The 22,764-nt window shown below is 63.3% G+C and carries 23 protein-coding genes; 16 read left to right on the top strand and 7 right to left on the bottom strand.

Annotated elements, in window-relative coordinates; genetic code table 11:
* Nucleotides 1–59 precede the first annotated feature (59 nt).
* Together KVX96_RS14375 and mdh are read right to left on the bottom strand one after the other, a co-directional pair.
* On the bottom strand, nt 60–695 hold the full coding sequence (locus KVX96_RS14375; protein ID WP_261195239.1) for a hypothetical protein: 636 nt from the start codon (nt 693–695) through the stop codon (nt 60–62).
* A gap of 168 nt (nt 696–863) precedes the next feature.
* On the bottom strand, nt 864–1,826 hold the full coding sequence (gene mdh / locus KVX96_RS14370) for a malate dehydrogenase (RefSeq protein WP_261195238.1): 963 nt from the start codon (nt 1,824–1,826) through the stop codon (nt 864–866).
* 186 nt (nt 1,827–2,012) lie between these two features.
* On the opposite strand from mdh, the gene KVX96_RS14365 reads away from it, so the two are divergent.
* Entirely contained in the window at nt 2,013–2,765 is a 753-nt protein-coding gene (locus tag KVX96_RS14365; protein WP_409977110.1) for a sulfite exporter TauE/SafE family protein, read from the top strand.
* 28 nt (nt 2,766–2,793) lie between these two features.
* On the opposite strand, the gene KVX96_RS14360 is transcribed toward KVX96_RS14365, so the two are convergent.
* Nucleotides 2,794–3,108 carry a hypothetical protein gene (locus KVX96_RS14360; protein WP_261195235.1) on the bottom strand — a complete coding sequence of 105 codons (315 nt, stop codon included), beginning with the start codon at nt 3,106–3,108 and terminating at the stop codon, nt 2,794–2,796.
* Nucleotides 3,109–3,308: 200 nt separating this feature from the next.
* Here KVX96_RS14360 and KVX96_RS14355 point away from each other — a divergent pair, with 200 nt between their 5' ends.
* The 10 genes from KVX96_RS14355 to KVX96_RS14310 all read left to right on the top strand — a co-directional run bounded on the left by KVX96_RS14355 (nt 3,309) and on the right by KVX96_RS14310 (nt 10,585).
* The gene (locus tag KVX96_RS14355; protein ID WP_261195233.1) at nt 3,309–4,163 is read left to right on the top strand and encodes an HpcH/HpaI aldolase/citrate lyase family protein; all 855 of its coding nucleotides are present in this window, start codon (nt 3,309–3,311) and stop codon (nt 4,161–4,163) included.
* 3 nt (nt 4,164–4,166) lie between these two features.
* Nucleotides 4,167–4,724, top strand: coding sequence for an NnrU family protein (locus tag KVX96_RS14350; RefSeq protein ID WP_261195232.1), 558 nt, complete (start codon nt 4,167–4,169; stop codon nt 4,722–4,724).
* A complete protein-coding gene (locus KVX96_RS14345) occupies nt 4,721–4,924 on the top strand; it encodes a DUF1737 domain-containing protein (RefSeq protein ID WP_261195231.1) in 204 nt (67 codons plus the stop codon). Before KVX96_RS14350 ends, KVX96_RS14345 begins: the two co-directional genes overlap by 4 nt.
* A complete protein-coding gene (locus KVX96_RS14340; protein ID WP_261195229.1) occupies nt 4,925–5,959 on the top strand; it encodes a MaoC family dehydratase in 1,035 nt (344 codons plus the stop codon).
* Nucleotides 5,960–5,981: 22 nt separating this feature from the next.
* Nucleotides 5,982–6,755: a DUF4344 domain-containing metallopeptidase gene (locus tag KVX96_RS14335; protein WP_261195228.1), complete on the top strand. Its 774-nt coding sequence runs from the start codon at nt 5,982–5,984 to the stop codon at nt 6,753–6,755.
* A gap of 171 nt (nt 6,756–6,926) precedes the next feature.
* The gene (sdhC, locus tag KVX96_RS14330; RefSeq protein ID WP_261195227.1) at nt 6,927–7,316 is read left to right on the top strand and encodes a succinate dehydrogenase, cytochrome b556 subunit; all 390 of its coding nucleotides are present in this window, start codon (nt 6,927–6,929) and stop codon (nt 7,314–7,316) included.
* 10 nt (nt 7,317–7,326) lie between these two features.
* Entirely contained in the window at nt 7,327–7,698 is a 372-nt protein-coding gene (locus KVX96_RS14325; RefSeq protein ID WP_261195226.1) for a succinate dehydrogenase, hydrophobic membrane anchor protein, read from the top strand.
* Between the two features lie 21 nt (nt 7,699–7,719).
* A complete protein-coding gene (gene sdhA, locus KVX96_RS14320) occupies nt 7,720–9,528 on the top strand; it encodes a succinate dehydrogenase flavoprotein subunit (RefSeq protein ID WP_261195225.1) in 1,809 nt (602 codons plus the stop codon).
* Nucleotides 9,528–9,746, top strand: coding sequence for a hypothetical protein (locus tag KVX96_RS14315; protein ID WP_261195224.1), 219 nt, complete (start codon nt 9,528–9,530; stop codon nt 9,744–9,746). The genes sdhA and KVX96_RS14315 overlap by 1 nt, the downstream gene beginning before the upstream one ends.
* 59 nt (nt 9,747–9,805) lie before the next feature.
* A complete protein-coding gene (locus KVX96_RS14310) occupies nt 9,806–10,585 on the top strand; it encodes a succinate dehydrogenase iron-sulfur subunit (RefSeq protein WP_261195223.1) in 780 nt (259 codons plus the stop codon).
* A gap of 129 nt (nt 10,586–10,714) precedes the next feature.
* Here the strand turns inward: KVX96_RS14310 and KVX96_RS14305 are convergent, their stop codons facing one another.
* Nucleotides 10,715–11,479, bottom strand: a complete 765-nt coding sequence (locus KVX96_RS14305; RefSeq protein WP_261195222.1) for a hypothetical protein — start codon at nt 11,477–11,479, stop codon at nt 10,715–10,717.
* 967 nt (nt 11,480–12,446) lie between these two features.
* Here KVX96_RS14305 and KVX96_RS14300 point away from each other — a divergent pair.
* From KVX96_RS14300 to KVX96_RS14290, 3 genes are all read left to right on the top strand, one after another.
* Nucleotides 12,447–13,631 (top strand): type III PLP-dependent enzyme, encoded by a 1,185-nt coding sequence (locus tag KVX96_RS14300; RefSeq protein WP_261195221.1) that lies wholly within the window; start codon nt 12,447–12,449, stop codon nt 13,629–13,631.
* A gap of 123 nt (nt 13,632–13,754) precedes the next feature.
* Nucleotides 13,755–15,410: an FAD-binding dehydrogenase gene (locus KVX96_RS14295; protein ID WP_261195219.1), complete on the top strand. Its 1,656-nt coding sequence runs from the start codon at nt 13,755–13,757 to the stop codon at nt 15,408–15,410.
* Nucleotides 15,411–15,459: 49 nt separating this feature from the next.
* Nucleotides 15,460–16,323 carry an urea carboxylase-associated family protein gene (locus KVX96_RS14290; RefSeq protein WP_261195218.1) on the top strand — a complete coding sequence of 288 codons (864 nt, stop codon included), beginning with the start codon at nt 15,460–15,462 and terminating at the stop codon, nt 16,321–16,323.
* Between the two features lie 72 nt (nt 16,324–16,395).
* On the opposite strand, the gene deoD is transcribed toward KVX96_RS14290, so the two are convergent.
* The 3 genes from deoD to KVX96_RS14275 all read right to left on the bottom strand — a co-directional run bounded on the left by deoD (nt 16,396) and on the right by KVX96_RS14275 (nt 19,644).
* Nucleotides 16,396–17,100, bottom strand: a complete 705-nt coding sequence (gene deoD, locus KVX96_RS14285; protein WP_261195217.1) for a purine-nucleoside phosphorylase — start codon at nt 17,098–17,100, stop codon at nt 16,396–16,398.
* 106 nt (nt 17,101–17,206) lie between these two features.
* A complete protein-coding gene (locus tag KVX96_RS14280) occupies nt 17,207–17,680 on the bottom strand; it encodes a hypothetical protein (RefSeq protein ID WP_261195216.1) in 474 nt (157 codons plus the stop codon).
* Nucleotides 17,677–19,644, bottom strand: a complete 1,968-nt coding sequence (locus KVX96_RS14275) for a protein meaA (RefSeq protein ID WP_261195214.1) — start codon at nt 19,642–19,644, stop codon at nt 17,677–17,679. The genes KVX96_RS14280 and KVX96_RS14275 overlap by 4 nt, the downstream gene beginning before the upstream one ends.
* A gap of 246 nt (nt 19,645–19,890) precedes the next feature.
* Between KVX96_RS14275 and KVX96_RS14270 the strand changes: the two genes are divergently transcribed.
* The gene (locus KVX96_RS14270; protein ID WP_261195212.1) at nt 19,891–21,288 is read left to right on the top strand and encodes a 1-acyl-sn-glycerol-3-phosphate acyltransferase; all 1,398 of its coding nucleotides are present in this window, start codon (nt 19,891–19,893) and stop codon (nt 21,286–21,288) included.
* A gap of 136 nt (nt 21,289–21,424) precedes the next feature.
* The gene (gene ccrA / locus KVX96_RS14265) at nt 21,425–22,708 is read left to right on the top strand and encodes a crotonyl-CoA carboxylase/reductase (protein WP_261195211.1); all 1,284 of its coding nucleotides are present in this window, start codon (nt 21,425–21,427) and stop codon (nt 22,706–22,708) included.
* The last annotated feature ends 56 nt before the right edge of the window (nt 22,709–22,764 follow it).

Raw genomic sequence — 22,764 nt, 5'->3', positions numbered from 1 at the left:
GGCGTGGTCAGAAAGCGCTGAAGGCTATCCAGCAAGCACAGGCTTTGCAAGCCGGCTGGCTAGCGAAAGCGCACGATCCCAAGCCCGTAGCTGCGAAACACCGGGACGCGCTGATCGGGGCGGCCGTTGGCGCGCTGGAAGAAATCGGGCAGGGGCAGATCCTCTAGGGTAACGGCCAGCAGGCTGTCGTCGGCGCGGGAGGCCGGGGCGGTGGGGATCAGCAGCCATGCCGCGCCGGCCTCCCTCATCGCGCGATCGCCTTCTACGAGGCGTGCGCTTTCCACGAAACCGGCCACGGAGTCTTGCAAGGCAGCGCGGGCTTGCCCCTCGCTGATGTTCGGCGAGCTGACGCTGCAGTAAATTTCGCCGCGACGGGGCGGGCTTCCCTCAGGCACGGGGGCCTTGGAGGCGTCGCCGACCGAGGCGATCAGGAAGTTGCGCGTATCGACAAAGCTCACAAGGCCGCCTAGCCCGGAGGAGGCGTCGAACCCGTAGTCGATCAGCGCCTTTTCTGTGCGCGCGAAGCTTCCGGCATTGGCAAGGCAGGCGTCGCGAAACAGCGCCGTCATGCGGGCCACGGTTTCTTCCGGGGGCGGGGCAGGCACGCGGGGCGCAGAGGCGCAGGCGGTCAGCGCCAGAAGCGTATAGGCCAGCGCGCAGCGGCGGAGACGGGCGGCGTTCTGGCGCGATGACACGGGGCAGGCTCCTTCGGGGGGATCAGTCGGACGATCTGGCCGTAGCCTGCACCTAAGCCACCCCGGGCGAAAGGCAAAACTTGCCGCAGGGAGGGCAAGCTATAGCGGAACAAAGAAAAAGCGGGGCCAAAGCCCCGCTTTCCCGATCCGTTCAAAGGCAGATGCGGCTTAGGCCAGCGTCGGGTCGATGCCTTTGCAAGCGTCCACGAGGCCTTTCACGGCGTTAACGGAGTTGTCGAACATCGCCTGCTCGTCTTTGGACAGTTCGATGTTGAGGATCTTCTCGATGCCGTCCGCGCCGATCACGGTGGGCACGCCCACATACATGCCTTCGAGGCCGAACGCGCCGTCCACATAGGCGGCACAGGGCAGAACGCGCTTCTGATCCTTGAGGTAGGCTTCGGCCATCTCGATCGCGGAAGCGGCGGGCGCGTAATAGGCGGAGCCGGTTTTCAGCAGGCCAACGATCTCGGCGCCGCCGTCACGGGTGCGCTGCACGATGGCGTCCAGTTTTTCCTGCGTTGTCCAGCCCATCTTCACGAGGTCGGGCAGCGGCACGCCGGCCACGGTGGAGTAGCGGGTCAGCGGCACCATCGTGTCGCCGTGGCCGCCCAGCACGAAGGCGGTGACGTCTTTCATCGACACGTCGAATTCCACCGACAGGAAGTGGCGGAAGCGGGCCGAGTCCAGCACGCCGGCCATGCCGCAGACCTTGTTGTGGGGCAGGCCGGAGAACTCGCGCAGCGCCCAGACCATGGCGTCCAGCGGGTTGGTGATGCAGATCACGAAGGCGTTCGGCGCGTTGTCGCGGATGCCTTCGCCGACGGATTTCATCACTTTCAGGTTGATGCCCAAAAGATCGTCGCGGCTCATGCCCGGCTTGCGCGGCACGCCTGCGGTCACGATCACCACGTCGGCGCCGGCGATGTCGGCGTAATCGGTGGTGCCGGAGAGGGCGGCGTCGAAGCGGTCAACGGGGCCGGATTCGGCGATGTCGAGGGCCTTGCCCTGCGGAACGCCGTCGGCGATGTCGAAGAGGACGACGTCGCCCAGTTCTTTGAGGGCGGCGAGGTGGGCGAGCGTGCCACCGATCTGACCGGCGCCGATGAGGGCGATCTTGGGTCTGGCCATGGATTCGATCTCCAGTTTGGTTGAGCTTGGCGCGATGCGTAAGGGTTTCAGGGCTTTCACGCAAGTGCGCTGCAGCGCGGCATTTCGCAACATTCTTGCTGAGGGCGCTAACATTATTGCTTTTAGCGCTAACATTTACCCGCTAATGGGGTGTCATGCTGACCCAACGGCAGGAGGAGCCGGGCTGTGGAGCTGAACCTGACATTCTTTTTGTTCGCTGTTCCGGCGGTGCTTTACGCGGGAATCTCCAAAGGGGGATTCGGCTCTGGTGCGGCTTTTGCCGCTGCGCCGTTGCTGGCGCTGGTGTTGGAGCCTGAGCTGGCCGTTGGGCTGATGTTGCCGCTTCTGATGCTGATGGATGTCACCGCGCTAAAGCCCTATTGGCGCAAGTGGGATGGCCCCAGCTCAAAGCGCCTGATCCTTGGCAGCCTGCCCGGCATCGCCCTTGGCGCACTGCTGTTCGGGCTGGCGGATGCGGATCTGCTGCGGCTGATGCTCGGCCTCGTGGCGCTGGCCTTTGTCGCCTTCCAGTTCGGCCGCCATGTGAACTGGATCCGCATCTCCGAGAAACCGCTGGCGGGCTGGATCGGCTATGTGACGGGGGCCGTGGCAGGCTTCACCAGCTATATCAGCCATGCGGGTGGGCCGCCGGTGGCGATCTACATGCTGTCGCAAAACGTGGGGAAAACCACCTATCAGGCGACGTCGGTCATCGTGTTCTGGGCGATCAACCTGTTCAAGGCGCTGCCCTATGCCGTGCTGGGGATGTTCACCGCGCAGACGCTGCTGGCCAATGTGCTTCTGGCCCCGGTGGCGGTGCTTGGGGTCTGGATCGGGGTGCGCGCGCACAATTGGATGCCGGAGCGGCCGTTCTTCATCCTCAGCTATGCGCTGCTTCTGATCACCGGCGTGAAACTCGTCCACGACGGGCTGTTCTAAAGGGGCCGCTGGGGCGGGCAGCCCGGCCTTAAGCGTCGCTTCCCTTGGCGGGGAGCGCCTCGGCGATGTTTTCAAACGACAGCCCCGAGGCCACGAGGCAGGTAGTGCCGTTGGGCAGGGTGGCGGTGATCGTCCAGCTGCCGGTTTCGTCAGACGCGTAGGTTTCGACCACCACGTTGTTCGCGCCAAGCCCGATCGAGCGCCGGGTTTCGCCGTAGTGGCTGGTGAGCCGTTCCACCACCTCTTCGCGGGTGGCGCAGTTGCTTTGCTGGGCAAAGGCGTGGCTGGTGGCGAGCAAGAGGGCGCCGACACCAAGCGACAGGGCAAAGAAGCCGTCTTTCATGGGTAACCCCTTTCGAGTTCATGCGCCGCAACCGCGCGGCGTCATGTCCCTCAGGCTGCGCCCAGAGGCTCCAAGAAGTGGTTAACGGGCGGGGCGGAAGCCGGCTGAGACCGATTTTTTCTGCGCTGCGGCAAAATGGGGGTTGCCATTTCCTGCCCAATTGCGATGTTTTGCGCAACTTTATTGCGGAAGGCGGAATCATGGAACAGCTCGCACGGCCCTATCGTTCGGTCCTTTACATCCCCGGCTCCAAGGAGCGCGCGCTTGAGAAGGCCAAGGGGCTGGCGGTGGATGCGATCATCTTCGATCTGGAGGATGCCGTCGCCGTGGAGGAGAAAGCCGCGGCGCGTGATCTGCTGGCCACCACCCTGAAGGCGGGCGGCTACGGCCCCCGCATGAAGATCGTGCGCATCAACGGGCTGGATACCGAATGGGGCGCGGCGGATGTGGCCGCCATGAAAGACGTGGGCGCGGATGCGATCCTGCTGCCCAAGGTCAACTCTGCCACCGATGTGCAGGCGCTGGCCGATCTGCTGGGCGACACGCCGATCTGGGCGATGATGGAAACGCCGCTGGGCATTCTCAACGCTGCCGAGATCGCCGCCCATCCGCAGCTCACGGGCTTCGTGCTGGGCACCAATGATCTGGCCAAGGATCTCAACACCCGCTACCGCGCCGACCGCGAACCGCTGCTCATGAGTCTGCAGCTCTGCCTGCTGGCCGCCCGCGCCCATGGCGTGGTGGCGGTGGATGGCGTCTACAACGCCTTCAAGGACGAAGACGGGTTGCGCATCGAATGCGAACAGGGCCGCGACATGGGTTTTGACGGCAAAACCCTGATCCACCCGGCGCAGGTGGCCATCGCTAACGAGGCCTTCGCGCCTTCAGACGCCGAGATCGACCTCGCCAACCGCCAGATCGCTGCCTTTGAAGCCGCTGAGGCCGCAGGGCAGGGGGTGGCCGTGGTGGACGGCAAGATCGTTGAGAACTTGCACATCGTCACCGCCCGTCAGACACTCTCCAAGGCAAAGGCAATCGCAGCATTGGAGGGATAGCACATGGTGCTTCTGACGGCAGGCGTGGCGCTCTGGGCGCTGGCGCATTATTTCAAACGGCTGGCCCCGGCGCGCCGCGCCGCGATGGGAGACAAGGGCAAGGGGCTGGTGGCAGGGGCTATCGGGCTTTCGCTGCTGATGATGATCTTCGGCTACCGCGGTGCCGAGTTCATCCCGGTCTACAGCCCGCTGCCGGGCATGGGGCATCTGAACAACCTGCTGATGTTCGTGTCGATCTACCTCTTTGGCGTCGGCAGCAGCAAGGGCGTGCTGGCCAGCAAGCTGCGCCACCCGATGCTGCTGGGCATGACGGTCTGGGGCGTGGCGCATCTGGTGGTGAATGGCGATCTGGCCTCGATCATCCTCTTTGGCGGGCTGATCCTCTGGGCGATCTCGGAAATGCTGATCATCAACAAGGCCGAAGGCCCGTGGCAGGCCCCCGCCCCGGGTCCGCGCAGCAAGGATTTCAAACTGGTCGGCCTCACGCTCCTGATCTATGCGGTGATCGCCGGGATCCACACGTTCCTTGGCCACAACCCCTTCCAAGGAACCTACGGATGAAACTCTACCGCCTGCTCACCGAGGACGACACCTCGGCCTTCTGCCACAAGGTGACCGCCGCCCTGAACAAGGGCTGGGAACTGCATGGCTCGCCTGCTTACGCCTTTGATGCCTCCAACGGCGTGATGCGCTGCGCGCAGGCCGTGGTGAAGGAGGCCGAGGGCACCTACACCCCCGATACAAAGCTGGGAGAACAGTAAATGGCCAAGACCAACCCGGGCCGGTTTTTCGAGGATTACACAGTCGGCGAGGTGATCCGCCACGCCGTGCCGCGCACGCTCTCTGGCGGCGAACGGGCGCTCTATCACGCGCTCTATCCGGCGCGCCACGCGCTCGCCTCCTCGGATGAATTTGCCCGCTCGGTTGGTCTGGCGGCTGCCCCGCTGGATGATCTGATCGCGTTTCACACCGTATTCGGCAAAACCGTGCCGGACATCTCGCTCAACGCGGTGGCGAACCTCGGCTATGCTGAAGGGCGGTTCCTGAAGCCGGTGCATGCGGGCGATACGCTCACTTCGGAATCCGAGGTGATCGGGCTCAAGCAGAACTCCAACGGGAAGTCCGGCGTTGTCTATGTGCGCACCACGGGGCGCAACCAGCGCGGTGAGGCCGTGCTGGAATACGTTCGCTGGGTGATGGTGCGCAAAGGCGATCTGGAGGCCCCCGCGCCCGAAACCGTGCTCCCCGATCTGTCGAAAGCGGTGCCGGCCGATCAGCTGGTGACCCCGGAAGGGCTTGATTTCACCGGCTATGATTTCACCCTAGCGGGCGAGCCGCACCGGCTGGGCGACTATTCCGTGGGCGAGAAGATCGACCATGTGGACGGGGTCACGATCGAGGAAGCCGAGCATATGCTCGCCACACGGCTCTGGCAGAACACCGCCAAGGTGCATTTCGACGCCACCTTCCGCCCCGATGGCCAGCGCCTGATCTACGGCGGGCATGTGATCTCTATGGCGCGTGCGCTCAGCTTCAACGGGCTGGCCAACGCGCAGATGATTGCCGGGATCAACGCCGGTGCCCATGCCAACCCCTGTTTCGCGGGCGATACCGTGAAAGCCTGGAGCGAGGTGCTGGACGTGGCCGAAACGGGCGCGCCGGGCGTGGGGGCGATCCGGCTACGCCTTGTGGCTGTGAAGGCCGGGGCCGCGCCCTTCGCGCTCAAGGTCGAAGACGGCAAATACGCCCCCGAGGTCTTGCTCGATCTCGATTACTGGGCACTGATGCCGGTCTGACGCCCGTCGGCAGGGAGGCTTCATGGCGCATAGATCACGGCTCTTCACGATCCCGGCTCTGGCCGCCGCCCTTCTGGCAACGGCGGCCAGTGCGCAGGACGATGAGGCCCGGCGCGGGTTTGTCGAGGCCAACCTGCTGGGTATCTTCTACCACGAGCTGGGCCATGCGCTGATCGATCTCGAAGAGGTGCCGATCTTCGGGCAAGAGGAAGACGCCGCCGATGTGTTCTCCATCCTGCTGGTGGACAGCTTGTTTGACGAGGAAACAGCGCAGGCCATCGCCATTGATGCGGCCTATGGCTTTCTCGGCGAAGTCTACCTGATGGAGGATGAAGGCGAGGCCGTGGCCTGGTGGGACGTGCACGGCCCCGACGAGCAGCGTTTCTACAACACCGTCTGCCTTTTCTACGGCGCAAACCCCGACGAACGCGAGGCGTTCGCGGAAGCGCTGGGCCTGCCGGAAGAACGCGCGGGCTATTGCCCGGATGAATTCGATCAGGCCTTCGACGCCTGGGGGGATGTGCTGGACGGCCTCACGGAACGGTTTGAAGCCGGGCAGGGGGAGCCGATCGTGCTGATGCCGGGGGCCTTTGAGGACGCCCCGCTCACCGCGCGGCTTCTGGAAGTTGAAGTCGCCGCGCTCAATGGCGAGCTGCGCCTGTCCTTGCCGCTCTCCGTCTGGGTGGAGAGCTGCGGTGAGCCGAACGCCTATTACGATCCCGAGACAGCCGGAATCACGATGTGCACCGAATTCGAGGCGCATCTGCACAGTCTTTACGATCTGGTAACGGAGTAGTCAGATTTGTGATCACACTCTGAATATGTGTGATCACAAGCTGCGGCAAATCCGCCGAAAATGCCCCGATTAGCGCTAACGTCAGCGGCTTAGGCGTGACTCGCGCGCAAATATCGCTATGCATGTTGCGAAATCGCGATCCAAAGGCATCATCACCTGAAAGGGTATCCCATGGCAGACGTGAACAGGGGGCAACGCCCACTTTCTCCCTTCATGATCGGTCCGTATTACCGGCCACAGCTCACCTCAATGACCTCCATTTTCGTCCGCATCAGCGGCATCGTTGCCCTCGGCACGGCGCTTCTGGTGGTGTGGTGGCTTCTGGCGGCGGCGACCTCTGAAAGCGCCTTTGCTTTCATCGACGGTCTGCTGCGCAGCTGGTTCGGCGATCTGGTGCTCTTCTTCGCAACATGGGCGCTCTGGTATCACACGCTCGGCCGCCTGCGGCACGTGATCTGGGATTTCGGCTACTGCTTCAAAGTGGAAACCGCCGAGAAGCTGGGCATCGCCATGATCGCCGCGAGCGCCGTTCTCACCATTCTCACCGTGATCGTGGTTTAAGGAGGCCAACATGCGTTACCTGACAGACCGCAAACGCGCCGTCGGCCTCGGCTCCGCCCGCTTCGGCACCCAAGGCCACTGGCAATTCACCGTGCGCTCCATCCTGATGGTGGTGCTCGCCCCGCTCTTCATCTTTACCTTCGGCGCCGGCCTTGGCGGCACGCAGGAAGAGGTGCTCGCCTATTTCAGCCAGCCGTTCCCGGCCATCGTCACGGGCCTTGCGCTCGTGGTTGGCCTTGTGCAGCTGATGAACGAGGCGCTGGAAGCGGTGGAAGACTACGTGCACGGCATCCCGGGTGAACTGGCCCGCGTGGCCGTGAAAGCCTTCTCCTACACGCTGATTGCGATGGGCCTCTTCGCCCTCGTCAAGATCGCCCTCTGAGCGCGATAAGGACTTACAGACATGACAGCAGCATACGAATACGAAACGCATGAATACGACGTTGTCGTCGTTGGCGCCGGTGGCGCTGGCCTGCGTGCAACGCTTGGCATGGCCGAGCAGGGGCTGAAAACCGCCTGCGTGACGAAGGTCTTCCCGACGCGCTCCCACACCGTGGCCGCACAAGGCGGTATCGCCGCCTCGCTGGGCAACATGGGCCCGGACAGCTGGCAGTGGCACATGTATGACACCGTGAAGGGCTCCGACTGGCTCGGCGATACGGATGCGATGGAATACCTCGCCCGCGAAGCGCCCAAGGCGGTCTATGAGCTCGAGCACTACGGCGTGCCGTTTTCGCGCACCGAGGCCGGCAAGATCTACCAGCGCCCCTTCGGCGGCCACACCACGCAGTTCGGCGAAGGCCCCCCGGTGCAGCGCACCTGTGCCGCCGCCGACCGCACCGGCCACGCCATTCTGCACACGCTCTACGGCCAGTCGCTCAAGCACAACGCCGAGTTCTACATCGAGTATTTCGCGATCGACCTGATCATGACGGAAGACGGCATCTGCCAGGGTGTTGTCTGCTGGAAGCTCGATGATGGCACGATCCACGTGTTCAACGCCAAGATGGTCGTGCTGGCCACCGGCGGCTATGGCCGCGCCTATTTCTCCGCCACCTCCGCGCATACCTGCACGGGCGACGGCGGCGGCATGGTGGCCCGTCAGGGCCTGCCGCTGCAGGATATGGAATTCGTGCAGTTCCACCCCACCGGCATCTACGGCTCCGGCTGTCTGATCACCGAAGGTGCGCGCGGCGAAGGGGGCTACCTGACGAACTCCGAAGGCGAGCGCTTCATGGAGCGCTATGCGCCGACGTATAAGGATCTCGCCTCCCGCGATGTGGTCTCGCGCTGCATGACGATGGAGATCCGTGAAGGCCGCGGCGTGGGCAAGGATGGCGATCACATCCACCTGCACCTCAACCACCTGCCGCCGGAAACGCTGGCAGAGCGCCTGCCGGGCATCTCCGAAAGCGCCAAGATCTTTGCCGGTGTCGATCTGACGAAAGAGCCGATCCCGGTTCTGCCCACCGTGCACTACAACATGGGCGGCATTCCGACGAACTACTGGGGCGAGGTGCTGAACGCCGACGCGAAGAACCCCGAGCGCATCCAGCCGGGCCTGATGGCCGTGGGTGAAGCGGGCTGTGCCTCGGTGCATGGCGCCAACCGCCTTGGCTCCAACTCGCTGATCGACCTCGTCGTCTTCGGCCGCGCCGCCGCGATCCGCGCCGGTCAGGTGGTGGACGCCGATGCGCCGAACCTGCCGCTGAACACGAAATCCGTGGACGCCGCACTGGCCCGCTTCGACGGGTTGCGCCACGCCACGGGCGGCACCCCCACCGCCGAGCTGCGCCTTGAGATGCAGAAGACGATGCAGGCTGATGCCGCCGTCTTCCGCACCGACAAGACGCTCGCCGAAGGCGTGAAGAAGATGGAGGCCGTCGCGGCCAAGCTCGACGATCTGAAGGTCACCGACCGCACGCTTGTGTGGAACTCCGACCTGATGGAAACGCTCGAACTGACGAACCTGATGCCCAACGCCATGGCAACGATCGTCGGGGCCGAGGCGCGCAAGGAAAGCCGCGGGGCGCATGCCCACGAGGACTACCCAGATCGCGACGACAAGAACTGGCGCAAGCACACGCTGGCGGTGGTGGACGGGCCGAAGGTCACGCTCGACTATCGCCCCGTGCATCTTGATCCGTTGACGAAAGAAGACGAAGGTGGAATCGATCTGAAGAAGATTGCACCGAAAGCGAGGGTCTACTGATGCATGTCCGCCGTCTGTCTGCTGTGGTTATTGGCCTGTCCCTGATGGGGCTTGCGGCCTGTAGCACCGGGACGGACACCAGCGGGCTGCCAAATCAGTTCCCGCTTCTGGCAGGGGATGAGGATCTCTGGCCGACGATGGATGACACGGAACGCCAGCGCGCGGTTCTGTTCCTGACCTCGGGCAGCACGATCCAGTCCTCCCTGCTGGAAGACTAGCCAACCCCGCGGGCCGCACACGGCCCGCCCCGTGAACACAGATAGGAAAGGGTGAGCAGATGGTGCAATTCACACTCCCCAAGAACTCCAAGATCGTCACCGGCAAGACGTGGCCGAAGCCCGAGGGCGCGACGAACCTGCGCACGTTCAAGATTTACCGCTGGAACGAGGAAGACGGGAAGAACCCGCAGGTCGACACCTATTTCGTCGACATGGACACCTGCGGCCCGATGATCCTGGACGCGCTGATCAAGATCAAGAACGAGATCGATCCGACGCTGACCTTCCGCCGCTCCTGCCGTGAAGGCATCTGTGGCTCCTGCGCGATGAACATCGACGGCATCAACACGCTGGCCTGTATCTACGGCATGGACGAGGTGAAGGGCGAGGTAAAGATCTACCCGCTGCCGCATATGCCGGTGGTGCGCGATCTGATCCCCGATCTGACCCATTTCTACGCCCAGCATGCCTCGATCATGCCGTGGCTGGAAACCAAGACGAACCGTCCGGCGAAAGAGTGGAAGCAATCCATTGAGGATCGCAAGAAGCTCGACGGCCTCTATGAATGCGTGATGTGCGCCTCCTGCTCCACCTCCTGCCCGAGCTACTGGTGGAACGGCGATCGCTACCTCGGCCCGGCAGCCCTGCTGCACGCCTACCGCTGGATCATCGATAGCCGCGACGAAGCCACCGGCGAGCGTCTGGACGAGCTAGAGGATCCCTTCAAGCTCTACCGCTGCCACACGATCATGAACTGCGCCAAGACCTGCCCCAAGGGCCTGAACCCGGCAGAGGCCATCGGCCAGATCAAGAAGATGATGGTGGAACGCGCGGTTTAAGCGCTCCGCCCCGAAAACAGGAAACGCCCCGCGATTGCGGGGCGTTTTTTTGGGGGGTGTATCCCCTTTTGACAAGTTTCAAATCAAAGGGCCACCCCCGAAAGAATGGCCCCGTTTTCCGGTTAGGAGTTATTCATCGTCGTCTTGGTCAGCGTCTATCGCAAGAAACGCCTCAAGCGCAGAAATTTTCTTCTTGAGGAGGCCGAGACCCTTGGCATCAAGATAGCCGGAAACCCTGACCCGATCCCCAACGATTTCTGCGCTAATCTTATTTAGCTGTGCCTCTACCACTTCTGGTGGCGGCGATGGTTGCGGCGTTTCGGTGTGGATGCCACCCTCGATCATTTGTTGCCCCCCTGTCGATTCAGAACTCTTTTCAGGGTTTACCGACGAAGATTCTGCAATGCCATGACTTTCGAGTTCTTCCGTTTTCTCCACGTATTCGCAGGTCGCCAGATATGCCTCAATCACAGATGGAACGGCGCTCTTCGTGAACCCTTCCCGGATAAGATGCCCGCGAAGGTTTTCAGGTGATGGCGCTCGGTCAGGGAACCTCTCCCGAAGGCTATGAAAAAGGGCTGGGGAAAACGCTGCAATCTGGATCGCCTTGTCGCGCGATTCGTTATCTACCGGTTCAATAATATCCAGTGCAAGATCAGTGAGCTTCACCATTCCCTTGCCCGCATCAATGGTTAGGCCATATTGCTTCAGACCACCGAGGGCGGTAGCTGATGCGCCATTTAGGCTCGTGTATCCAAGGTGCCTTACAGCCACCTCCCGATCCATTGGGTGCATCCCGTCACCGTTGTAAATCTTGCGGGCATAATCAATCGCATCACCAACCGCATAGGACGGGTAACGCGGGCTTCTCTGTCTGGCCATACCGACCTCCATGCTTTCTCCTCCACCCTTTTAACCCCCCATTCGCGCGTATACAAGTATATAAATCATTCGTGGTAGAGGATAGCGGTTGACGTCTATTCGTCGCTGGGGCAAGGTGTTGATGCGGGCGACTCGGCTCGCACCATATTTGGAAGGAGGTGGCCATGTTGTTGGTCGCGAGTCCCGGCGTAAAGCTGACCGGCGTTCGGGGCGAGGATGAAACAGGAAGGGCCGCCCACTCCGGCTAGAGTCACAGGCGGCCCTAAATCAGCACAATCTCTCATGCGCACCCGGTGGCGCTCTGTCGCCGGGAAGGAGGTTGGTAGGATGCTGGCGTATCCTGTGCGGGCCAAAGGGCAGTTTTCCCCGTTTCCCGCGCTTTTATTAGATTCCAACCGGGCGGGCCGACTGGCCCGCCGTTTCTATAGCAAATCAGTAGAGTACCGTCTATATTCGAGGCCATGAAAGATCGTGTAACCTTGTCTCAGGCCATCAAAGACGGTCGATTAGACGAATTGGTCGCCCAAGAAGCGGCGAGAGGCTTTTATAGCCAATAGGCAAGGCGGAATTCGATGAAACCGCCGCGACCGTGATCAGAACGCTGCCACAAGACGATCAAACATCAGGTTCGCTTCTTGGCGATGGTTCTAACGAATAGTAGACTCATCTAGGTACCGGCGCATGTGCTTTTGGCTGATCGAAAGCCCTCAAAAGAATGCAAGATATCTCTGCGGCAGACAGCTCTCTAGGGCAAGCAGAACACAGTCCGGAGCGACTGGAACGAGAAATGCACGTATGAGAGAAATTTTTTCTTGATAGGGTAAAATTTTTACCCCATATGGCAAACCAATGACGCCAACGCACGCGCCTCTGGCACGGCGACTCGGGCCTAGCGCCCAACGCACGGTTACGTAGCGACGGTAACGTCTCCCTTGGAATTGAGCGGTCATAGTGATGGCCGGGTCTATTGGAGATGACCATGAACGTACACGTAACCGACCTGTCGGAAGCCCCTTCCTTTCTCGCCCCCGCGTCCGATCTGACGGCCGCCGAATCCTTCATCCTCGCCAACCGATTTGAGCGCCCGACGCTGGTGCTCGATATCGACCGCGTCGAGGCGCAGTACACCCTGCTGAAAACCGGCCTCGGTAAAGCCCATATCCACTATGCCGTGAAAGCCAACCCAGCCGATGCGATCCTTGCGCGCCTCGTGCAGCTTGGCTCCGGGTTTGACGCCGCCTCCCGTGCCGAGATCGAGCTCTGCATGGCCCATGGCGCGCGGCCCGAGAACATCTCCTTCGGCAACACCGTCAAGAAGATCCCCGACATCCGCTTCGCCCACGCCGCTGGCATCCGCCTGTTTGCCGCCGATGCAGGGCAGGAACTGGAGAAAATCGCCGAGCACGCCCCCGGCGCGCAGGTCTATATCCGCCTGATCGTGGACGCTTCCGAGGCCGACTGGCCGCTCACCCGCAAATTCGGCTGTGGCCGCGATCACGCGCTTGGCCTGCTGGCCCGCGCCCGCGCGCTGGGGCTGGAGCCTGTGGGCTTCTCCTTCCATGTGGGTTCGCAAACCCGCCGCGCCGACATGTGGAAGCCGATCCTCGATCAGGTCGCCGCCACCTGGCATGCGGCGAAGAAAGCCGGTTTTGACCTTACGCTGCTCAACATCGGTGGCGGTTTCCCGGCCTTCTACGGCGATGAAATCGACGCCGCCGACGCCTATGCCGCACGCGTGATGGAACTGGTCACCGAGCGTTTCGGCGATGTGCCCCATGTGATGGCCGAGCCGGGCCGTGGCCTCGTGGCTGCCGCCGGTGCCATCGCCGCCGAGGTGCTGCTCGTGTCGCGCAAATCCGAGGACGATCTGCACCGCTGGGTCTACCTCGACATCGGCAAGTTCTCCGGCCTCGCCGAAACCATGGACGAAGCCATCCGCTACCAGTTCATCACCGAACGCACCGCCGAGGCCACCGGCCCCTGCATCCTCGCTGGCCCCTCCTGCGACAGCGCCGATGTGCTCTATGAAAAGCGCCCGGTGGATTTGCCGCTCGGCCTGCGCTGCGGCGATCGCTTCATCATCCGCAATTGCGGCGCCTATACCTCCACCTATGCCTCCATCGGCTTCAACGGCTTCCCGCCGCTGGATGTGGTGGTGATCTAAGACAGGCAGACAGGCAGACAGGCAAGCCCGGCACGCAGCCGGGCCGCCACCCTTGACGCCACGTCCGCCCTGTTGCGCTATTGGCCTGCTGGCTAAGCTTTGCGCAACAGGGGGGAGGCACTCATGGCACATCAGGAACACTCGGCAGATGTCATCATCATCGGCGGCGGGCTTTCAGGCCTTGTCGCCGCGCATGAGGCGGTGTCGCGCGGGCGCAGCGTGCTGTTGCTCGATCAGGAAGGCCCGCAAAGCCTTGGCGGGCAGGCCTGGTGGTCGCTCGGCGGGCTCTTCATGGTGGATACGCCCGAGCAGCGCCGCATGGGCATCAAGGACAGCCGCGCGCTGGCCGCCAATGATTGGTACGGCTCCGCGCAGTTTGACCGGCCCGAGGACGCCAACCCCAAAGCCTTCGCCGAAGCCTATCTCGATTTCGCCGCAGGAGAGATGCGCCCCTGGTTGCAGGGCTTCGGCATGCGCTGGTTCCCCGTTGTGGGCTGGGCCGAGCGCGGCGGCGCGTTGGCCGACGGACACGGCAATTCCGTGCCGCGCTTCCACATCACATGGGGCACCGGCACGGGCGTCGTGAAACCCTTCGCGGCGCTGGCCCATGAGGCGGCACAAGCGAGCAAGCTCACCTTCGGCTTCCGCCACCGGGTGCGCGATCTGATCGTGGAAGGCGGCCAGGTGACAGGCGTCGAGGGCGAGATCCTCGCCGAAGCAAGCGAGGGGCGCGGCGCCTCCACCAATCGCGATGTCACCGGCAGCTTCCGTTACACGGGCGAAAGCGTGGTGATCGCAACGGGCGGCATCGGCGGCAACCACGATCTGGTGCGCAAGCACTGGCCCGAAGGCCGCCTCGGCAAGGCCCCGAATTTCATGGTCGCCGGCGTGCCGGATTACGTGGACGGCCAGATGCAGATCACCGCCGAAGCCGCGGGTGCTGCCGTGATCAACGCCGATCGCATGTGGCACTACACCGAAGGGCTGCAGAACTGGGATCCGATCTGGCCCAACCATGGCATCCGCATCCTGCCCGGCCCAAGCTCCATGTGGTTTGACGGCAATGGCGCGCGCATGGAAGCACCGTACCTGCCGGGGTTCGACACGCTGGGCACGCTCAAACGCATCCTCTCGACAGGGCATGAACACAGCTGGTTCATCCTCACCCAGAAGATCATCGAGAAGGAATTCGCGCTCTCGGGCTCCGAGCAGAACCCCGATCTCACCTCCGGCACATGGGGGCAGGTGCTGAAACAGCGCCTCGGCAAGGGGGCGACGCCCGCCGTGGAGGCCTTCAAAGCCCATGGCGCGGATTTCGTGGTGGCGGAGGATCTGGATGCGCTGATCAAAGGCATGAACGCGCTTGCGCCCAATGCGCCGCTCGATCCCGCCCGCATCCGCGCCCAGATCGAGGCGCGCGACGCGCAGATCGAGAACCCCTATTCGAAAGACGCCCAGATCACCGCCATCCGGGGCGCGCGCGCCTACCGGGGCGATCGCCTGATCCGCACCGCCAAGCCGCACCGCATCCTTGATCCCGCCGCCGGGCCACTGATCGGGGTGAAGCTCAATATCCTCACCCGCAAATCGCTCGGCGGGCTGCACACCGATCTGACAGGCCAAGTGCTGCGCCCCGATGGCAACGCCTTTGCCGGGCTCTACGCGGCCGGCGAGGTCGCGGGCTTCGGCGGCGGCGGCTACCACGGCTACAACGCGCTCGAAGGCACTTTCCTCGGTGGCTGCCTCTTCTCCGGGCGGCAAGCCGGGCGCAACGCTTGATGCGGGGCAGGGGGCATGGTCAACTCCGCTGAAAGCAGCCGGAGGTGAGATGAAACCCGAAACGCCCGAAACCCAAGCCCCTGCGGACGCCGCCGCCCGCAAGGCCGTGGCCCCGGTGATCTGCTATCCGGTGGACACCTTGCCAAAGCCCGACATGGCGCTCTATGGCCGCACACGTGAAACGCTGACGCGCGTGGAGGAGGTGCTTGTCCCTGCGCGCGAAGCCCGCTGCTTTCAGGTGCCCGCTGGGCATTTCTTCCGCATCCATTCCGTGGAAGGCCCGCAGGTGGGCGATCTCAATCTCTGGAACGCGCAGGATCTGAACGAGCGTTTCTATTCCGGCAAGACGCGCGCGCTCCACGGCACCCACCTCTCCACAGGGGATCGCATGTGGTCCAGCTTCCCCCACCTGCGCCCGCTCGCCACGATCACCCATGACACGCTCGATTGGTACGGGTTCGACGCCTACGGCGGCGCGGTGCACGATGTGATCGGCACCCGCTGCGATCCCTACACCCACAACTTGCTGTCAGGCAGGCAGTATCACCACTGCTGCCACTCCAATCTCACCCGCGCGCTCGCAAGCGAAACCGGCCTGCCACCGGCCCAAGCGGAGCGTTTGGTGCATGACGTGCTCAATGTCTTCATGTGCACGGGCTTCACCCGCGATACGGGCCAGTATTTCATGAAGCAAAGCCCGGTGCGCCCGGGGGACTACCTTGAGTTCTTCGCCGAACAGGATCTGTTGGGCGCGCTCTCGGCCTGCCCGGGAGGCGATTGTGGCGACCAGCATTCAAGCGACGCCGCCGCCTGCTTCTCGCTCAACGTGGAAATCCTCGCCCCCCTTGAGGGCAGCCTGCAAGGCTGGGCGCCGCCGCCGCCCAATGGGTACGACGGCAGCCATGGGCTCTAAGCCCTTTCATCTTGGCAAAAATATCCCCGCCGGAGGCAAGAAATCCCGGGCCCGCAAGGGCCCGGACCCTTGTCAGGCAAAGGCCGCCTCAAGGGCGATTTCCACCATGTCGCCGAAGCTCTTTTCACGCTGATCCGAGGGCAGCGCCTCGCCGGTGATCAGGTGGTCCGATACGGTCAGCACAGCCAAAGCGCGGCGGCCGTGGCGGGCGGCGAGGTTGTAAAGCTCGGCGGCTTCCATCTCCACACCCAGAATACCGTGGCGGGTCATCTGCTCGTTCAGGTCTGGGCGTTCGTCGTAGAACACATCGGAAGAATAGATCCCGCCCACATGGGTCGGCGTGCCCTTGGCCTCGGCGGCCCCAACAGCGGCCCGCAAAAGGGACCAGTCGGCGCAAGGGGCGAACTGGAACTCCTTGAAGATCCCGCGCGAGGGCGTGGAGATCGAGGAGGCCGTCATCGCGAGGATCACGTCGCGCACCTTCACGCTCTCCTGCATCCCGCCACAGGAGCCGATGCGGATCAGCGTCTGCGCGTTGTAATCGCGGATCAGCTCGTTGGCGTAGATCGACAGGCTCGGCATCCCCATGCCGGAGCCGTGGATCGTCACGCGGTTGCCTTTCCACGTGCCGGTGAAGCCGAGCATCCCGCGCACTTCATTGACGAGCTTCACGTCGCTCAGGAAGGATTCCGCCGCCCATTTCGCGCGGTAGGGATCGCCCGGCAGCAGGACGGTTTCGGCAATATCGCCCGGTTGGGCCCCGATATGAATGGTCATGGTATGGCTCCGCTGTTTGCCTTTGCCTACGGGTATGACGCGGCAGGGCCTACGCTGCAAGCGCGCTCAGGGCGGCGTGACGCGAAGCTGTTTCAACGAAAGTGGGTTATTCCAAAGCGTCCGAAACCGTATTGAAGGCCTTGCGCTCCTCATCCCACACAAGCGCTTCAACGCAGGTGTTCACGCCCGTCCCGCCGCATTCGGTGCCATGCACCTGCGTCAGGACCACGGTGAAGGGACCGAAGAGCACCGCTTCCCAGCCCTTGGCGAGTCGCGTGTCCACGGTGTCGCCGATCAGGAAGTTCACCATGCAGCCGCCGGTGCCGCAGAACAGGCTCGCCGCCGAGGAACAGCTTAGGTAGCTCTCGTCCAGCACCGCATCCCGTTCCCCGTCGCCGTTCAGGTCCACCCGGCTCACGGCACCGCGCTCCACGGCCAGCTCACCGTTCTCAAAACCCGCGCAATCGGCGGCGCGCGCGTCGATGATTTCGGTCAGAGCTTGCGGCAACTCCTGCGCTTGCCCCGCGAAGGGCAGGGCGAGGAACGGCAGGGCGAGAAGCCCGGAAAGGCGATGTGTCATTCGGCGGCCACGGCTGTTGGATCTACGATGCCGACAATGTCGCACATGATCCGGTTCAGCTCAAAATCTTTCGGCGTGTAGACACGAGCCACACCCATGGCGCGCAGGCGCTCGGCGTCGGCATCGGGGATGATCCCGCCTACGATCACCGGCACATGCGAAAGCCCCTCAGCGCGCATGCGGCCCATCAGGTCCTCGATCAGCGGGATGTGGCTACCCGACAGGATCGACAGCCCCACCACATGGGCCTCCTCCGCCTTCGCGGCGTCCACGATCTCGCCCGGCGTGAGGCGGATGCCTTCATAGCTGATGTCCATCCCGCAATCGCGGGCGCGGGCGGCGATCTGCTCGGCGCCGTTGGAGTGGCCATCGAGCCCCGGCTTGCCGACGAGGAATTTCAGGCGACGGCCGAGCTTGTCGGACACCGCATCGACCTGCGCGCGGATCTCTTCCAGCCCCTCGGTGCGGTTGGAGGGGTTGCGCGACACGCCGGTGGGTGCGCGGTACTGGCCGAAGGCAGCGCGCACCACGTCGCCCCATTCGCCCGTCGTCGCCCCGGCCTTGGCGGCTTTGATCGAGGCGGGCATGACGTTTGCGCCCGAAGCGGCCGCGGTGCGCAGCTCTGCCAGTGCGGCCTGAACGGCGGCTTCGTCACGGGCCTCGCGCCATGCGGTGAGCCGGTTGATCTGGTCGGCCTCTGCTTCCGGGTCCGCCACCATGATCGCACCATCGCCCGAGGTGAGCGGGCTTTCGGCGGCTTCCGTCCAGCGGTTCACGCCCACAACAGTGGTTTCGCCCACTTCGATGCGCCCGATCCGAGCCGCGTTGCTCTCCACAAGGCGCGATTTCATGTATTCGATCGCGGCCACCGCGCCGCCCATCGCGTCGATCTGCGCCAGTTCGGCCCGCGCGCCCTCTTTCAGCGCCTCGACCTTCTTCGTCACCGCCGGGTTGCCGTCAAAGAGATCGCCGTATTCCAGTAGGTCCGTCTCATAGGCAAAGATCTGCTGCATCCGCAGGGACCATTGCTGATCCCACGGGCGCGGCAGACCGAGGGCCTCGTTCCACGCCGGAAGCTGCACCGCGCGGGCGCGGGCGTTTTTCGACAGCGTCACCGCCAGCATCTCGATCAGGATCCGGTAGACGTTGTTCTCCGGCTGCTGCTCTGTCAGCCCGAGCGAGTTCACCTGAACGCCGTAGCGGAAGCGGCGGAATTTCGGATCCTCGACGCCGTAACGCTCCTGGCAGATCTCGTCCCACAGCTCTACGAAGGCGCGCATCTTGCACATCTCGGTGACGAACCGGATGCCCGCGTTCACGAAGAAGGAGATCCGCCCTACCATCTGCGGGAAGGCTTCTGCCGGCACTTTGCCTTTCAGATCATCCAGAACGGCCGTGGCGGTGGCCAGCGCGAAGGCAAGCTCCTCTTCCGGCGTCGCGCCCGCTTCCTGCAGGTGGTAGGAACAGACGTTCATCGGGTTCCACTTGGGCAGGTGTTCGCGCGTGTAGGCGGCCACATCGGTGATCATCCGAAGCGACGGCTTGGGCGGGCACACGTAAGTGCCGCGGCTCAGGTATTCCTTGATGATGTCGTTCTGAACGGTGCCCTGCAGCTTGCTGACATCGGCGCCCTGTTCCTCGGCCACCGCGATATAGAGGGCCAGCAGCCAGGGGGCGGTGGCGTTGATCGTCATGGAGGTGTTCATCTGTTCGAGCGGGATTTCGTCAAACAGGGTGCGCATGTCGCCCAGATGGCTCACCGGCACGCCAACCTTGCCCACTTCGCCGCGCGCCAGCTCGTGATCGGAATCATAGCCCGTCTGCGTTGGCAGATCGAAGGCCACCGAAAGCCCCGTCTGCCCCTTGGACAGGTTGGTGCGGTACAAAGCGTTGGATGCCTTGGCCGTGGAGTGGCCGGCATAAGTGCGGAAGAGCCAGGGGCGATCTTTCTGGGTCTCGGTCATCGGGGCCTCGCGGATTCGCGTTGGGTAATTTTATTCCGTTCAAAGGTTGATACTTGGAATTTCGTTACCTTGTCAATTCGCTGCGGCGCAGCGTCATGAAATTTTCTGCAACTGCATAGCAGATGGCGCGCCGCCGCGCAGCGGGCATTCGCATTTCGGCAACGCTGGCCAGGAAAATCTCGCCTCGCCTTGCCCCTGTCGCGCAATAGCTGTTTGCCGTGCCTGTTTTCTGCGCAAGGGTGGCCCATGTTCCAGACCGTCGAGATCCCCCTCTGGCTGTTGATCCTGATCCTGCTGTTCGCGGCGGTCACCGCGCTGAGCCATTTCCTGCTGCCCAGTGTGCGCTGGTTTTTCCGCCGCCGCATGGAGCGCGCGGTGGCCCAGTTGAACACCCGTCTGGAACGCCCGATCCAACCCTTCAAGCTGGCCCGCCGCCACGACATGATCCAGCGGCTGATCTATGACCCGGAGGTGATCGAGGCCGCAGGTGCCTGGGCGCAGGCCAATGGCGTGCCGGAGAACGTGGGCTTTGAAACCGCCAAACGCTACGCGCGCGAGATCGTGCCGCGTTTCTCGGCCACCGCTTATTTCGGCTTCGCCATCCGGCTGGCGCGCTTCATCTCGCAGACGGCCTACCGCGTGCGCACCTCCAGCGCAGATGAATCCGCACTAAAGGGGATCGACAAGGACGCCACGGTGATCTTCGTGATGAATCACCGCTCCAACATGGACTACGTGCTGGTGACCTATCTCGCCGCCGAACGCTCGGCGCTCTCTTACGCGGTGGGGGAATGGGCGCGCGTCTGGCCGCTTACGGCGCTGATCCGGGCCATGGGGGCCTATTTCATCCGGCGCAAAAACAGCAACGATCTCTATCGCAAGGTGCTGGAGCGCTACGTGCAACTGGCCACCAAGGGCGGGGTCACGCAGGCCGTGTTCCCGGAAGGGGGCCTGAGCCTTTCGGGCGAGATGCGCCCGGCCAAGCTGGGCATTCTGAGCTACATCGTGTCGGATTTCGATCCGGAAGGAAAAGACGTCGTCTTCGTGCCGGTCTCGCTGAACTACGATCGGGTGCTGGAGGACAGGATCCTGACCGAAGCGCAGGCCGCAGGGGAACGCCGCTTCCGGTTCGGCTTCTTTGCAAGCCTCGGATTCCTCCTGCGCCAGTTGCGCTTCAAGCTCACCGGGCGGTTTCACCGCTTCGGCTACGCGGCGGTGCGCTTTGGCAGCCCGCTCTCCCTTCGCCATCTTCACGCGGAAACCCGTGCAGGCGGCGATCTGACGCGCAGCCTTGGCCGGGAACTGATGCAGCGGATCGGGCAGGGCATGCCGATGCCCCCGGTGCCGCTCGTCGCATACACGGTCGCGACGGCACAAGGGCCACTGAGCCCCGAGGATGTGACGGCCCGCGTCCAGCAGCTTGCAGGACAGCTGAAGGCGGAGGGGTTCCCGCTCCAACTGCCACGCGGCGATGCTGTCATGGCGGCGGAGATGGGCGTGCGAATCCTGTTGCTGCGGCGGATCTTGTTGGAAAGCGATGCGGGGATTGTCCCCAACCCTGAGGAACGCGCCCTTCTGGATTTCTATGCCGCAGGTGTGGGGCAACTGCTTTCAGGCGCAGGTTTTTCTGCGCTGCCGCAGTAATTTCTGCAGTTGCTGGGTCATAAAATTACAAAAATAACCTCAATGAGGTTGCATAATTACAAAGCCGTCGGTATTCCATGATCAAGCGCCGCGCGATTCTGCGCTGCGGCACAACTTGACCCAACAGGAGGCTCGCATGGCACTGGATACGAATTCGGCGATCGCACCCTACGACGCGCCCGAGAAAGACCTTTACGAAATCGGGGAGATCCCCCCGATGGGCTACGTGCCCGAGAAGATGTATGCTTGGGCGATCCGCCGCGAGCGCCACGGCGAGCCCGAGCAGGCGATGCTTCAGGAAGTGGTCGATGTGCCGCGCCCCGACAGCCACGAAGTGCTCGTGCTCGTGATGGCCGCCGGCGTGAACTACAACGGTGTCTGGGCTGGCCTCGGCATCCCGCTCTCCCCGTTTGACGTGCACGGCGCGCCCTTCCATATCGCGGGCTCCGATGCCTCGGGCATCGTCTGGGCCGTTGGCGACAAGGTGAAGAACTGGAAAGTGGGCGACGAGGTCGTGATCCACTGCAACCAGGACGATGGCGACGACGAGCACTGCAACGGCGGCGATCCGATGTTCTCCGACAGCCAGCGCATCTGGGGCTACGAAACGCCGGATGGCTCCTTTGCACAGTTCACCTGCGTGCAGGCCCAGCAGCTGATGCCGCGCCCCAAGCACCTGACCTGGGAAGAAAGCGCCTGCTACACGCTGACGCTGGCCACCGCCTACCGGATGCTCTTCGGACACCACCCGCATGAGCTGAAGCCGGGCCAGAACGTGCTGGTTTGGGGCGCGTCTGGCGGCCTTGGCTCCTACGCGATCCAGTTGATCAACACCGCAGGTGCCAATGCGATCGGCGTGATCAGCGAGGAAGACAAGCGCGATTTCGTCATGAGCCTTGGCGCGAAAGGCGTGATCAACCGCAAGGACTTTAAGTGCTGGGGCCAGCTGCCCACCGTGAACACGCCGGAATACAAGGAGTGGTTCAACGAGGTGCGCAAGTTCGGCAAGGCGATCTGGGAGATCACCGGCAAGGGCGTGAACGTGGACATGGTCTTCGAACACCCCGGTGAGGCGACCTTCCCGGTTTCGACCTTCGTCTGCAAGAAGGGCGGCATGGTCGTGATCTGTGCCGGCACCACCGGCTACAACCTGACGATGGATGCGCGCTATGTCTGGATGCACCAGAAGCGCATTCAGGGCAGCCACTTTGCCCACCTGCGCCAGGCTGCTTCGGCCAACCGTCTGATGGTGGAGCGCCGTCTGGACCCTTGCATGTCCGAGGTGTTCCCCTGGGCGGAGATCCCGCAGGCGCATACGAAGATGCGTAAAAACGAGCACTTGCCGGGCAATATGTCGGTGCTGGTGCAAGCGCCGCGCACCGGTCTGCGGACCCTTGAGGAAGCGCTGGAAGCGAAGTAAAGCAGGCGCGAAGAGTCGCGTTCCCTCGTGACCTAAAGAAACCGGCGGTCTGCAGC

Origin of the sequence: Pseudoruegeria sp. SHC-113 (assembly GCF_025376885.1) — a bacterium.
Classification (GTDB): domain Bacteria; phylum Pseudomonadota; class Alphaproteobacteria; order Rhodobacterales; family Rhodobacteraceae; genus Pseudoruegeria.
Note: the sequence above shows the minus strand (reverse complement) of the source record. Positions and strands in the feature narration are given on the sequence as shown.